This window comes from Fibrobacter sp. UWP2, from assembly GCF_900141705.1.
Taxonomy (GTDB): domain Bacteria; phylum Fibrobacterota; class Fibrobacteria; order Fibrobacterales; family Fibrobacteraceae; genus Fibrobacter.
Genome location: NZ_FQYM01000024.1, coordinates 17,956 through 31,886 on the forward strand (window position 1 = coordinate 17,956; position 13,931 = coordinate 31,886).

Consider the following 13,931-nt stretch of genomic DNA (forward strand, 5'->3'; position numbering starts at 1 on the left):
TTTTTTCTATCTTTGCCTTGGTCAAAATTTAAACCAAGGATTAACAATGAGCAAGAATTACAAGATTGCAGTGCTTCCGGGCGACGGTATCGGCCCCGAAGTCATGAAAGAAGCTGTCCGCGTGCTGGACGTGGTCGCGAAGAAGTTCGGCTTCGACGTGAACGCCGAATGGGCAAACGTCGGTGGTGCCGCCTACGACGAAAGCGGTTCCCCGCTGCCGGAAAGCACCCTCAAGCTGGGCGAAGCTTCTGACTGTATTCTTTTCGGTTCCGTGGGTGGCCCGAAGTGGGAACACCTCCCCCCGAACCTGCAGCCGGAACGCGGTGCACTGCTCCCGCTCCGTAAGCACTTCAAGCTTTTCTGCAACCTCCGCCCGGCCCGCGTCTATAAGGAACTCGCAGGCGCTTGCCCGCTCCGCGCCGACATCGTGGGCGACGGTTTCAACATCCTCACCGTCCGCGAACTGACGGGTGACGTTTACTTTGGCCAGCCGAAGGGCCGCGAAGGCGTTCCGGGCTCCAAGGAAGAAATCGGTTTCGACACCATGAAGTACAGCCGCTACGAAGTCGAACGCATTGCCCGCTTCGCCTTTGACGCCGCCATGCTCCGTAACAAGAAGGTTGCCTCCATCGACAAGGCCAACGTGCTCACCACGAGCGTGCTTTGGCGCGAAGTCGTGAACGAAGTCATCAAGGACTACCCGGAACTGACTCTCGAACACCTCTATGTGGATAACGCAGCCATGCAGCTCCTCAAGCGCCCGCGTGAATTCGACGTGCTCCTCTGCCCGAACCTCTTCGGCGACATCCTCACCGACGAATGCGCCATGCTCACTGGTTCCATGGGCCTCCTCCCGTCCGCTTCTATCGCCGAAGGTTCCTTCGGTCTGTACGAACCGGCCGGTGGTTCCGCTCCGGACATCGCAGGCAAGGGTATCGCTAACCCGCTCGCACAGATTCTCTCCGTGGCCCTCATGCTCCGCTACACCTTCAAGGAAGAAGAAGCGGCCAAGGCTATCGAAGCGGCTTGCGAAAAGGTGATTGCCCAGGGCTTCCGTACTGGCGACATCTACCAGGAAGGCTGCACCAAGGTCGGCACGACCGGCATGGGTGACGCCATCATCAAGGCACTCGGCTAATAGTCGCGCTCATCGATATGACATAAAAAAATCCCTCGGTTTAAAACCGGGGGATTTTTTAAACCTAAGTTAAAACTAGTCCTCGACGAGGGCTTCGCCAGCATCTTCCACGGTCCAATCGCGGATGTGCTTGGCGAGCGCCACCTGGCCGTCCTTCTCAAGAGTATCCGAAATGGCGTTCAAAACTTCGGCGTCCTGCGTAGTGAGTTCCTTCTCGAACAGGTCGAGGTAACCCGAGAGCTGGTCGTAGCACTTTAGCGAGACCATGAGCTGCATGAACTCCACATCGAGGCCGTCGCCGCTGCGAAACTTGGCATGTGCCTCCACAAGGCTCTTGACCTCGGAGGGCGGCACCACCGAGCACAGGCGCGCGAGGTGGATGACCTTCGGGAAGGTCTCGTAAAGACGGTGGGCGATTTTCACGCAGTCCGTCTTGCGGCCTTCGCGGTCAGCTATGGCGGCGAGCAGGTCCAGGTACGCCTCCTCGTCCTCGTTGCCTGGGTTCTGGACGTCACCCAGCCACTGCTTGGCAAGCTCAATGTCGCCTGCCATAAATTGCGAGTTCGCAATGTCAATAAGCGTCGCGTTGCTCTTGTCCGGGTCCTTCATGAGCGCAGCCTTCGCAAAGTCCTCTGCGTCCTTGATGGAATCGGCCATGTCGCAAATGGCGTCCAGAACATCCTCGCGGTTTTCGAGTTCCACCTCAGAGACCGTATCGATGAGTTCACGAATCAATGCCTTCGCGCGTTCCGCCGGCAAGAATTCTTCCAAAGAGAGGAACACCACGGAACGGCCTTCCCCACCCACATGACGCAGCGCCAAGTCGTGCACCAGGTCCGCCACGTAATCCTTGTCCTCGAAGGCAGTTGCGAGTTCAACAAAAAACGTACCCGCGTCGTAAAACAGGTCGTTCCACGCCTCCTGTTCGTCGTCCTCGGCCTTGAAAGCGACAAAGTCCGCACGCAAGGTCCAGGCGAGCAGTTCCAGCTGGAGCCTGCCATCCTTCACGTCCTCAATATCGTCGATACCCTTCGCGATGGTGTCGAACAGTTCTTCCGGGCGATTCAACAGACGGGACTCGCCCGAAACAATCTGCGAGAGCGTCTCGCGAATACGGTCCTCTTTACCGCGGTTCGCCTGTGCGAGTGCAGCCGACTTAAAAAACTTCTTTTTCTTTGCCATGCGCAGAAATGTAGAAAACTAGCCGCAACGCGTCTTCTGCGAATCGCTACCGATGTAATCGGGATAATCGTTGTCAAAACAGGCGGCACAGTAATGCTCGCCGTCGCCGGTGCATTCCTTCATGCCATCGACGCTCAGGTAGCCAAGGCTTTCAACGCCGAGCATCTTGGCAATTTCTTCGGGCGTCATCGAACTTGCCGCAAGCTCCCCCTGGCTCGGGAAATCCATCCCGAAAAAGCAGGGGTGCGCCACCGGGGGCGACGCGATGCGGATATGCACCTCCAAAGCGCCAGCATCCCGCAGCATGCGAGAGAGGATCTTGAGCGTCGTCCCGCGAACAATGGAATCTTCAACGACGCAAACGCGCTTGTTCTTGAGCACGCCCACAATCGGGTTGAACTTGAGCTTCACCTTCTGTTCGCGCACGTTCTGCGTCGGATCAATGAAGGTTCTGCCCACATAGTGGTTACGCAGGAGACCTATTTCAAATCTGATGCCGCTCGCCTGCGAATAGCCGAGAGCCGCCGTTGTCGCGCTGTCCGGGACAGAAATCACGATGTCCGCATCCACCGGGCATTCCTTCGCTAGTTGCTTACCCATCTTGCGGCGCACCTTGTCGCAGCTCTGCTCGAAAATCACGGAGTCCGGACGACTGAAATAGATGTACTCGAAAATGCAATGCGCCTGACGGTCCTTCTGCGTAAAGCGCTCGGAATGTAGCCCGTTGTTCGTGATGGTCAGGAACTCACCCGGCTGGATATCGCGCACATAATTCGCCCCGAGCAAGTCGAAGGCGCAAGTTTCGCTCGCCACGCACCAGGATTTTCCCATTCTTGCCAAAGACAGCGGGCGGAACCCGAAACCGTCACGGGCGACGTACATCGTGTCCTTGCTAATGAATACAAGGCAAAAGCTTCCCGTAAACTTCGTAATCGCCCTCTTGAGGGCTTCCCCCAAGGTATCGGCGGAAGTGCGTGCGATTTCGTGCAGGAGGATTTCGGAATCGGAAGTCGTCTGGAAAATGTGTCCTTCAGCTTCCATCTCGGCGCGGAGTTCGTTCGCGTTGGTGATGTTGCCGTTGTGGACTACCGCAAGCTGGCCCCACTTGCAGCTCACGAGTATCGGCTGCGCATTGGCCAAGGTACTTGCACCCGTAGTGCTGTAACGCACATGACCAACTCCCGCAAAGCCTTGCAGTTCGTCAACGTTGTGTTCCCGTAAAAGTGTAGAAACCAGACCCATGGACTTACGGACGCGAACCTTGTCGCCGTCGGTGACCGCGAAGCCAGCGCTTTCCTGACCGCGGTGCTGAAGAGCATAAAGACCCATGGTGATATTACGTACAACGTTATCTCCATTATAAATTCCGATAACGCCGCATTCTTCGTGCAATTCTTCGAGCATAACGCCTCTTTGAATTTTAGCCTCCCCCACCTCTAAGGTCGCAGCCCATCCACGCGGATGCAAGCAGGGAAGCGGACGTCAAAAATATAGCAACGGCAAAACCCTTCAACAATACAAAAAACAAAACATTTTTTTGCCCTTACGTCCCGAGCGCATAAACAAACCAAGCACACTTTTACATTTTTTGATTTTTTTTCATTTTGCGAAAAGAAAATGTAAAACAAGCACTTTTCAAACACGCCGATTCTTTTACGTGTTATGAAACTGTCGCCGATTTTTCACGTTTTTTGCGAATTTCCTACGACATAAAAATTTTGGCACGCAATTTGCATAATGGATAACGAAATTCACAATCCCGTGAAAATCAAACAAGGGAAACCCATGAAGCTCGTAACAGCTTACATTCAGCCAGAAAGGCTCAATCTCGTGAAGCAAGCGCTTTACGAAAACAACATTTTCAAGATGTCAGTAACCAACGTGCTGGGCTGCGGCCAGCAGAAAGGCTACAACCAGCGCTTCCGCGGCGTGGTGACCGAGGTGAATTTGCTCAAGAAGATTTGCCTCAAGATTGCGGTGAACGACGAATTCGTGCAGCCCTGCATCGACGCCATCATCAAGGGCGCGCGCTCCGGCGAAATCGGCGACGGAAAGATTTTCGTCACGAATCTCGAACAGTGCATCCGTATCCGCACCGGAGAAAGTGGGCCGGAAGCGATTGGTTAATCTTCAACGAAAAGGATCTTCACAATGAACGAAGTTACACAAGTCGTACCTGTCAGCGACGCCATCTTTATGACAGAAAACATCTGGATCATGATCAGCGCCATGCTGGTGTTCATCATGGGTCTTGGATTCGCCTGCGTTGAAGCGGGCCTCGTGCGTGCGAAGTGCGCCGCCAACGTCGCCTTCAAGAACATCGCGGTCCCCGCCATAGGCATCACGATGTATGCCCTGCTAGGCTTTGGCCTCATGTATCCGGGAACCTTCAACGGGATTCTCGGTTTCGCGGGCTTTGGCATTGGCGACTGGGCGAATCCGGCCAGTTTCACCTCTGCCTACAACGGCCACTTTACCTTGTTTGCAGACTGGCTGTTCCAGGCAATGTTTGCCGCCACTGCAGCGACGATTGTCTCTGGTGCCGTGGCCGAACGCGTGAAGCTCAACTCCTTCCTCGTATTCACTCTTGTCTACGTGGCTATCGTCTACCCCATCGTGGGCAGCTGGACATGGGGCGGTGGCTGGCTTAGCACCATCGGCAAGGCTGGCTTCCATGACCTCGCTGGTTCTACGCTCGTTCACTCCGTGGGTGGCTGGGCAGCGCTTGCCGGCGTGATGATCCTCGGACCGCGTATCGGCAAGTACGTGAACGGCAAGGTACACGCCATTCCGGCACACAACATCCCGCTTGCAACCATCGGTGTATTCATGCTGTGGTTCGGTTGGTGGGGATTCAACGCCGGTTCCGCCCTCTCCGGCGACCCGAAGGCAACTAGCTGGATTTTGGTGACCACGAACCTCGCCGCTGTCGCTGGCATCATTACCGCAACACTCACGAGCTGGATTGTTTCGAAGAAGCCCGACGCCACCATGGCCCTCAACGGATGCCTTGCCGGTCTCGTGGCAATCACTGCCGGTGCCGACGTGGTGACTCCGCTCTCCTCCTGGATTATCGGTGCCATCGCTGGCGTGCTCGTAGTCGGTGCAGTGTTCATGTTCGACCGCCTGCACTTGGACGACCCGGTCGGTGCTCTCTCTGTTCACCTGGTGAACGGCGTGTGGGGTACGATTGCCGTGGGTATCTTTGACATGACGGGCGATTACAGCGTGCTCACTCAGCTTATCGGTGTTGCCGCCTACGCCCTGCCCTGCTTCGCCGGTGCTAGCCTGATCTTCTTCGTCATCAAGAAGACAATGGGCCTGCGCGTCACGGAAAGGCAAGAACTCCGCGGTCTCGACCAAAGCGAACACGGACAAGAATCCTACAGCGGATTCCAGATCTTCAGCAACATGTAATGTCAAGTGGTTAGTGATTAGTGATTTGTGATTAGGAACGCTAATTAGAAATCACGAAAACTAACTTCATGAATTTCTCTGTTAACTAAAAAGCCCCGGGACAAAAGTCTCGGGGTTTTCCATATTTAGAGTAAAATAAAAAAGCCTCGATTGGAGGCTTGAATACTCGCATTTTTAGTGATTAAATTTATTTGGACCAGTCCCCAAAACTGGAGTCACTGGGCATGCGCCAGTCGGCACGGGGCGACAGCGAAATGGTACCGACCTTCGGGCCGTCCGGGATGCAACTGCGTTTGAACTGTTGCGAAAAGAATCGCCTGATAAAGACGGCGAGCGCCTTGTCGATTTCTTCGTCGGTATGCTTGTTTGCGAACGCGTATTTCGCAAGGTAACGGAGCTTTTCGGGAGCAGCGCCGTATTTCGCAAAATGGTAAAGGAAAAAATCGTGCAGTTCGTAGGCACCGAGAATGCTTTCCGTCTTTTGAGCAATCTGGCCGCTTGAATCGGCGGGCAAGAGTTCCGGAGAAACGGGAGTATCGAGGATGTCGCGGAGGACTGCGGCAAGATTCGCGGCTGTTTCGCCGGGTTCAAGATGCGCGCCGGGTTCGCTCGGGTTACTAATTGCGCGATCGGCATACCAGTTCACGATGTGGCGCACGAGCGTCTTGGGAATATCGCAGTTCACCGCGTACATGGACATGTGATCGGCATTGTAGGTGCTCCACCCGAGCGCAATTTCGGAGAGGTCACCCGTACCGATGACGATTCCGCCCTCGCTGTTCGCGATGTCCATCAGGATTTGCGTGCGTTCGCGGGCCTGCACGTTCTCGTAAGTCACGTCAAGCTTTCGCGGGTCATGCCCGATGTCAGCGAAGTGCTGGAGGCATGCCTTTTGGATATTGACGGTGCGGAGTTCCACGCCCAGAAGTTTCGCGAGTTCAACCGCATTGTTCCTGGTGCGCTTGGTAGTGCCGAATCCGGGCATCGTGAGCGCAAGGATTTCTTTTGCAGGGCGGTTCAGCAGCTTGAATGTTTCCGCAACCACAAGAAGCGCGAGCGTCGAATCGAGCCCGCCGCTCAGGCCAATCACCGCACGCTTGCTATGAGACGCTTCGAGACGTTTTGCGAGACCAGCGCACTGTATGTTGAAAATCTCGGTGCAAGATGCATCGCGGGCTTCGGTGCTCCCCGGCACAAAGGGCGTCGGCGAAACAAAACGGTACTGGAGCATATCGCAATCACGCAGGCCTTCAAGAGTCGCTGAACGCGCAATGATAGCACGGCTGTCGAAATCCTGGAAGCTTCCTTCGCTCAGGCGCTGCATATTCAGGCGTTCCACGTCCACATCGGCATACACGATTTCGGTTTCCCGCGAGAACGGCTTGCTTTCGGCGAGCATGTTCCCGTTTTCCGCAATTATCAGGTGACCGCTAAAGACCATGTCCGTCGTAGATTCGTGCACTCCGGCGGAAGCGTAAACATAGGCCGCCATGCAACGCGCCGACTGGTTCATCACCAAGTTCCTGCGGTAATCGCGTTTGCCTACCAGCGCATCGCTTGCCGAGAGATTCACGATGACGTTTGCGCCCGCAAGGGCAAGTTTCCCGCTCGGTGGCGCAGGCGTCCACAAGTCCTCGCAGAGTTCCACGCCAATGCGAACTTCGGAACCCGAATTACAAGATGCGCAGCCCTTCACAGTAATAAAATTCGTAACGGGTACTTCGCCCGCGCCCTCGATAAAACAGCGGAGAGGCACGCAGCCATTACCCGCATTGCCACGCAGTAAATCGCGCCCGCTCGAAAAATGCCTTTTCTCGTAGAACTCGCGCTGGTTCGGCAAGTGAATCTTGGGCGTAACGGCAACAACGCGACCGCGCTGCACAAAGGCGGCACAGTTGTAGAGGCGGCCAAAAAAACGCAACGGCAGGCCCACTGCAATCACGGTGTCGCTGTCAGAGAATGCTTTCGCAATCTTCAACAGCGCGCGGGTGCTGTTTTGCAAAAGCAGTTCCTGGTGAAATAAGTCGCTGCAAGTATAGCCCGTAATACTGAGTTCCGGGAAAACGACAAAAGCCGCCCCGTTAGAGGCAGCAATTTTCGCGCTCCTGATGATTTCCTCGGTATTGTAGGCGGTATCGGCCACCTTCAACACCAGAGAAACGCATGCGAACCGGTAGAATCCGAACATAATTCCGCGCGCAGTTTATAGCAGCTATTACTTCAGCGCCGCGACTTTAGCCTTTGCATCGGCCATGGCACGCACCACAAGGGAGGCGCCGTTCGCGCAGTCGCCCACCGCATAGATGTGTCGGGCAGGATCCGGGATAATCGCCGTACGCGGGGTGAGTTGCAGGCCCAAGTCGTTCACCAGGCCCTCGGCAGGCACTCCGGTAAAGCCCATGGCGAGTACCACCAAGTCGGTATCAATGACCTCAGTAGAATTCGGGACTTCGGCAGGCTTGAGCGGGCGGCCCTGCGGAGACATTTCCCATTCCACGCGAACTGCTTCCACGCCGGCCACGCGACCGTCCTTCACAATGAACTGCTTGGAAGAAACATTCCAGCGACGCTCACCGCCTTCGTGCTGAGCGTAGCTCGTGCGCAGCATGTACGGCCAGTCGGGCCAAGGCGTAGACGGGGAACGTTCCTCGGGAGGCTTGGGCATGAATTCCACCTGGAGCACGCTTTCGCACCCTTCACGAATGGCCTTGCCCACGCAGTCGTTACCCGTATCGCCACCGCCAATCACCAACACCTTGCGGCCCTTCGCGCTGAACTTTTCGGGATTGCTTTCACCCGGCATTTCGGCACCGTGCAGAAAATCGAGGGCAAGGAAAATTCCTTCGGCTTCGCGGCCCGGGATTTTCAAGTCGCGGGCGTTCGGCGTACCGATGGCGAGGAACACCTCGTCATAATTCTTGTGGACATATTCTGCGGCAATGTCCTTGCCGATTTCGGTATTGTAGACAAACTTGATTTCGGCGGCTTCGAGCAAAGCGATGCGGCGGTCGATAATGGACTTGTCCAGTTTCCAGTTCGGGATGCCGTAGCGCAGCAGGCCACCCGCTTTCGCTTGCTTCTCGTAAACAGTAACAGCATAGCCCTTACGGCGTAAGGCTTCGGCAGCGAACAGACCCGAAGGACCAGAGCCGATGACAGCGGCAGACTTGCCGTTCGGTTCAGCCGTAGGGAGCACCACGCGACCTTCCTCGAAGGCGGTCTCGATGATGAACTTCTCTATCTGGCGCACCATCACCGGGTCGTTATGCACGTTGCCAGTACAGGCGGACTCGCAGAGCGCGGGGCAAACGCGGCCCGTGAACTCCGGGAAAAACGCCGTCTTGCTGATGATATCGTAGGCCCGTTCCGCATTCCCGGCAGCAATGGCCGCATTGAATTCGGGAACGAGGTTACCGAGGGGGCATCCCGCACCATGGCAGAACGGGATTCCACAAGTGTGGCAGCGTTCCGCCTGATTGATGACCTCTATCGAGGTGAGTTTGCGCTCAACTTCGTTGTTGTCCTTGACACGCTCTTCGACAGGGCGGTAGATGTCTGCGATTCGGTTGATTTCCTGCATATTAACCTCAAATCCCTATGCCTTTTGGGCCTTCAAAAGAGCGTTCCTGTAATCCACCGGGAATATCTTCACGAACTTCGGACGTTCGCTATTCCAGTTCTCGAGAATGCGCTTGCCCTTCTCGCTACCCGTCGCCTGAACGTGCTGGTTGATGATATCGAGCAATTCGCTTTCGCTCTCGGTACCGGGGAGCACGCTTTCGAGGTCGGCGGAATCCACGTTGCAGCTCAGGTCAAAGTGGCCCGTCTCATCGTACACGTAGGCAAAGCCACCCGTCATACCGGCAGCGAAGTTCACGCCCACGCGGCCAAGCACCACGACGCGACCGCCCGTCATGTATTCGCAACCATGGTCGCCCACGCCTTCGCTAACCAGGAGCATACCCGAGTTACGGATACCGAAGCGTTCACCAGCGAGACCATTGATGAAGATCTTGCCCGAGGTTCCACCGTAACCGATGACGTTACCTGCAATCACGTTGTCTTCGGCCTTGAAACTTGCATTGCTAGGCGGGCGCACGATAATCTTACCGCCCGAGAGGCCCTTGCCCATAAAGTCGTTCGCTTCGCCTTCGAGGTCGAGCGTAATGCCCGGAGCAAGGAAGGCACCGAAGCTCTGGCCCGCGACACCCTGCAGGTGAATCTTGATGGTATCTTCGGGGAGGCCCTTCACGCCAAAATATTCGTCCACCTCGCCGGAAAGTTCCGTACCCACCGTACGGTCGACGTTGTGCACCACCGTGCAGAGTTCCACGGCCTTGCCGCTCTTGAGCGTGTCAGCCACGAACGGCAACAGTTCACGACGGTCGAAGTTTTCAAGCGGTTCCTTCACGAAGTTCTTGTCGAAGGACTTGATGCCGCCATCAACAGTTTCGAAAATCTTGGAGAAATCGAGGTTGTGCGCCTTGTAGAAGGCAATCGCCTCGTCACGTTCCAGCAAATCACTACGGCCGCAAGCTTCGGCCAGCGAACGCAGGCCAAGGCTTGCGAGAATCTCGCGGACTTCGTCGGCGATGAAGAAGAGGAAGTTTTCCACGTATTCGGGCTTGCCCGCAAAGCGCTTGCGGTAATCCGCATCCTGCGTGGCAATGCCCATCGGGCACTGGTTCGTATGGCACTTGCGGTCCATCACGCAGCCAAGGCTTACGAGAAGGTTCGTGGCAAAGCCGAATTCTTCGGCACCGAGGAGAGCGGCCACAACCACATCGCGGCCCGTCTTGAGCTGGCCATCGACCTGGAGCTTGATGCGTCCGCGCAAATCGTTGAGCACGAGCGTCTGTTCCGCTTCGGCAATACCGAGTTCCCACGGGAGGCCGGCATGCTTGATGGAAGTGAGCGGAGATGCGCCTGTACCGCCATCGTGGCCAGAAATCAGCACCACGTCGGCATGAGCCTTCGCCACACCCGCGGCAATCGTGCCCACGCCCACTTCGGACACGAGCTTCACAGAAACACGGGCCTTCGGGTTGGCGTTGCGCAAGTCGTAAATCAGCTGCGCCAGATCTTCGATGGAGTAAATGTCGTGATGCGGCGGCGGAGAAATCAGCGACACGTTCGGGATGGAGTGACGGATGCGTGCAACGAACTCGTTCACCTTGTGTGCCGGCAGCTGGCCACCTTCGCCGGGCTTTGCGCCCTGGGCCATCTTGATTTGCAAATCCTTTGCATGGCGCAGGTAATCAATGGTCACGCCAAAGCGGCCCGAGGCAACCTGGCGAATCGCGGAACTGCGGATATCGCCGTTTGCGGCCGGAGTATCGCGGTCCGGATCTTCACCACCTTCACCGCAGTTGCTCATGGCGCCGATGCGGTTCATCGCAATCGCAATCGTCTCGTGGGCTTCCGGGCTCAAGGAGCCAAGGCTCATCGCGCCCGCCACAAAGTGATGGATAATCGATTCGCGAGACTCAACTTCACTAATATCAATCGGGGTCGCCTTCTTGAACTTGAAGAGGCCACGCAAAGTCGCCTGACGTTCGGACTGGTCATTAATCAACTTGCTGTAGACCTTGAACTTCTCGTAGTCGCCACCCTGCACCGCCTGGCGGAACGCGGCAAGCGACTGCGGAGTCCACAGGTGCTTCTCGCCTTCCTTACGGAACGCATACTGGCCGCCCGACTGCAAAACCTTGCTTGCATCGGCAAAGGCAATCTTCTGGCGCTCGCCCACTTCACGGGCAATTTCTTCCAGGCCGATACCTTCGATACGGCTTGCCGTACCCGGCAGGAACTTCTCGATGAGTTCGTGATTCAAGCCCACAGCTTCGAAAATCTGTGCACTGCGGTAGCTGCGGAGCGTGGAGATACCCATCTTCGACATAATCTTCAACAGGCCCTTATCCACCGCCTTTACATAATTTGCAGCAGCCGTCACCGGGTCCACATCCAGGTCGCCGTTGTGGCACATGTTGGTGAGGCTCTCGAATGCGAGATACGGGTTAATGACCGTCGCACCGTAACCGAGCAGCAGCGCAAAGTGCATCACTTCGCGCACTTCACCGGACTGCACAATCAAACCGATTTCGGGGCGTACACCCGCTTCCACCAGGGCACGGTTCACGCAAGCCGTCGCGAGGAGCGAAGGTATAGGCACGTAGCCCCAGTCAATGTTCTTGTCCGAAAGCACGATGATATCGTAGTTGTCGTTCACCGCACGCACGGCATCGCCGGCGAGGTTCTGCAGGGCTGCTTCCAGCACGGAACCGTCACCGCCCAGCGGGAACTGCATCTTGAGCACTTTCGCCTTGAACGCCTTGTCGCCAATGTTTTCAAAGCGGCGAATTTCGTCTTCGGTCACAATCGGGCGCGGAATCTTGATGAGGTGCGCCTGCTCCGGAGTTTCTTCGAGGATGTTGCCGTGGTTACCGATGTAAGTCGTAAGACTCATCACCAATTCTTCACGAATCGGGTCAATCGGCGGGTTCGTCACCTGCGCAAACAGCTGCTTGAAGTAATTGAACAGCGGCTGCGGCTTGTCCGAAAGCACGGCCAACGCGGCATCGTTACCCATGGAGCCAATCGGCTCGGCACCGTTCTTGGCCATCGGCTGCAAAATAATGCTGAGGTCTTCGGCAGAATAGCCGAAGCGCTTCTGCTGTACCAGAATGTCTTCCGGAACGTCGGACGGGTTGATTTCGCTGAAAAGCCCGCGGACGCTCATCTTGTTTTCGGCAACCCAGCGGCGGTAAGGCTTGGCGCGGGCTACTTGCGCCTTCATCTCCGCATTCTTCAGAATACGGTGATTTTCCAGGTCGAGGTAGATAATCTCGCCGGGTTTCAGGCGGCCCTTTTCTTCAACCTCGTCGTCGCGGAGGTCAAGTACGCCTGTTTCGGATGCCATCACGAAGAGACCATCTTTACACAAAGTGTAACGTGCCGGACGAAGGCCGTTGCGGTCGAGAATCGCACCCGCGTTTACGCCATCGCTGAAAGCCACGGCGGCCGGACCATCCCACGGTTCCATAAGCATGGATTCGTATTCAAAGAAACCACGCACATCGCGACCCAGGTAATGCTTCTTGCCCCAGGCCTGAGGCATGAGCATCATCATCGCATGCGGGAGGCTACGACCCGCTGCAACGAGAAGCTCAAACATGTTGTCAAGGCTGGCCGAGTCGCTCTGGCCTGCCGGAACGAGCGGGAAAAGCTTCTGCAGGTCATCGCCGATAATATCGCTCTTCATGTGCGGCTCGCGGGCGCGCAGGCTGTTGAGGTTACCGCGCAGGGTGTTGATTTCGCCGTTGTGAGCGAGGTAGCGGAACGGGTGCGCAAGCGGCCAAGTCGGGAACGTATTCGTGGAGTAGCGCTGGTGAACAAGCGCAATCGGGGTCTCGAAATCGAGATCGTTCAGGTCCTTGTAGAAGCCTTCGATCTGGCTCGCCAGAAGCAGGCCCTTGTACACGATGCTACGGCGGCTGCAGCTACAAACATACAAGCCCTTGCAAGCCTTTTCCATCAGGCGGCGGGCAACATACAACTTAATATCGAACACGCTGTCGGATTCGAAAGCGGAACCGTCAAAAAACGCCTGCCGGATATGCGGAAGGGTTTCGCGAGCCGTGCGGCCGATCTTATCGGCATTCACCGGCACCTCGCGGAAGTTCAGCACCGGCATGCCCTCGGCAGCGGCGATTTCCTTAATCTTAGCGTCAAAAGCATCGGCATCCAGCGTATTCTCCACAAAAAACATGGCCACGCCATAGCGGGCAGGCAGTTCCGGGTACAGCTTGCGGAAAAACTTGTGGGGCATCGAAAGCAAGAGACCCGCACCGTCGCCGGTTTCCGGGTCTCCACCTGCTGCACCGCGGTGCATAAGCCTCTTCAAAACGGTAATGCCCTGCAGCACAATCTGGTGCGAGGCAACATTATTAATATTGGCGACCAGGCCGACACCGCAGGCGTCGTGTTCATTCATCGGGTCGTAAAGAGCTTGAGCGTTCATAAAAGTCCTTTTCTTGCTTTTTGCGCTCTTTATTTGCAAAAACCGTGCCAATTATGTAAAGCACCCGCCAATTATTGAAAATATGGTCAAAAATGTAAAAGACACGGATTGCAGACCGCTTTCGCGAGTTTTCAGATTTCAATTTCTGTAAAACACCACGCTACATTTACACTA

At 56.0% G+C, this 13,931-nt stretch carries 8 protein-coding genes; 3 read left to right on the forward strand and 5 right to left on the reverse strand.

Translation table 11 applies throughout. The features are described from left to right. Positions 1–46: 46 nt before the first annotated feature. Positions 47–1,138, forward strand: coding sequence for a 3-isopropylmalate dehydrogenase (gene leuB / locus BUB55_RS10805; protein WP_073191132.1), 1,092 nt, complete (start codon positions 47–49; stop codon positions 1,136–1,138). A gap of 75 nt (positions 1,139–1,213) precedes the next feature. On the opposite strand, the gene BUB55_RS10810 is transcribed toward leuB, so the two are convergent. Together BUB55_RS10810 and purF are read right to left on the reverse strand one after the other, a co-directional pair. After that, entirely contained in the window at positions 1,214–2,320 is a 1,107-nt protein-coding gene (locus BUB55_RS10810) for a hypothetical protein (RefSeq protein ID WP_073191134.1), read from the reverse strand. 18 nt (positions 2,321–2,338) lie between these two features. Further along, positions 2,339–3,724 (reverse strand): amidophosphoribosyltransferase, encoded by a 1,386-nt coding sequence (gene purF / locus BUB55_RS10815; RefSeq protein ID WP_073191137.1) that lies wholly within the window; start codon positions 3,722–3,724, stop codon positions 2,339–2,341. A 381-nt stretch (positions 3,725–4,105) separates the two neighbouring features. Here purF and BUB55_RS10820 point away from each other — a divergent pair, with 381 nt between their 5' ends. Beyond that, positions 4,106–4,447, forward strand: a complete 342-nt coding sequence (locus BUB55_RS10820; protein WP_073191178.1) for a P-II family nitrogen regulator — start codon at positions 4,106–4,108, stop codon at positions 4,445–4,447. 24 nt (positions 4,448–4,471) lie between these two features. Beyond that, entirely contained in the window at positions 4,472–5,737 is a 1,266-nt protein-coding gene (locus BUB55_RS10825) for an ammonium transporter (protein ID WP_073191139.1), read from the forward strand. 187 nt (positions 5,738–5,924) lie between these two features. Here BUB55_RS10825 and BUB55_RS10830 read toward each other — a convergent pair whose 3' ends face one another. Genes BUB55_RS10830 through gltB form a run of 3 tightly spaced genes read right to left on the reverse strand, consistent with a single transcriptional unit; the run spans position 5,925 to position 13,757 of the window. Beyond that, positions 5,925–7,925 carry an NAD(+) synthase gene (locus BUB55_RS10830; RefSeq protein WP_073191142.1) on the reverse strand — a complete coding sequence of 667 codons (2,001 nt, stop codon included), beginning with the start codon at positions 7,923–7,925 and terminating at the stop codon, positions 5,925–5,927. A 27-nt stretch (positions 7,926–7,952) separates the two neighbouring features. Beyond that, positions 7,953–9,317 carry a glutamate synthase subunit beta gene (locus BUB55_RS10835; protein WP_073191144.1) on the reverse strand — a complete coding sequence of 455 codons (1,365 nt, stop codon included), beginning with the start codon at positions 9,315–9,317 and terminating at the stop codon, positions 7,953–7,955. 15 nt (positions 9,318–9,332) lie between these two features. Then, on the reverse strand, positions 9,333–13,757 hold the full coding sequence (gltB, locus tag BUB55_RS10840) for a glutamate synthase large subunit (RefSeq protein ID WP_073191146.1): 4,425 nt from the start codon (positions 13,755–13,757) through the stop codon (positions 9,333–9,335). Positions 13,758–13,931 lie beyond the last annotated feature (174 nt).

What these genes read in the sequence shown, in the direction of transcription:
- BUB55_RS10825 (WP_073191139.1), top strand. Translation starts at nt 4,472, where the DNA reads ATGAACGAAGTTACACAAGTCGTACCTGTCAGCGACGCCATCTTTATG.
- BUB55_RS10820 (WP_073191178.1), top strand. Translation starts at nt 4,106, where the DNA reads ATGAAGCTCGTAACAGCTTACATTCAGCCAGAAAGGCTCAATCTCGTG.
- gltB (WP_073191146.1), bottom strand. Translation starts at nt 13,757, where the DNA reads ATGAACGCTCAAGCTCTTTACGACCCGATGAATGAACACGACGCCTGC.
- leuB (WP_073191132.1), top strand. Translation starts at nt 47, where the DNA reads ATGAGCAAGAATTACAAGATTGCAGTGCTTCCGGGCGACGGTATCGGC.
- purF (WP_073191137.1), bottom strand. Translation starts at nt 3,724, where the DNA reads ATGCTCGAAGAATTGCACGAAGAATGCGGCGTTATCGGAATTTATAAT.
- BUB55_RS10810 (WP_073191134.1), bottom strand. Translation starts at nt 2,320, where the DNA reads ATGGCAAAGAAAAAGAAGTTTTTTAAGTCGGCTGCACTCGCACAGGCG.
- BUB55_RS10830 (WP_073191142.1), bottom strand. Translation starts at nt 7,925, where the DNA reads ATGTTCGGATTCTACCGGTTCGCATGCGTTTCTCTGGTGTTGAAGGTG.
- BUB55_RS10835 (WP_073191144.1), bottom strand. Translation starts at nt 9,317, where the DNA reads ATGCAGGAAATCAACCGAATCGCAGACATCTACCGCCCTGTCGAAGAG.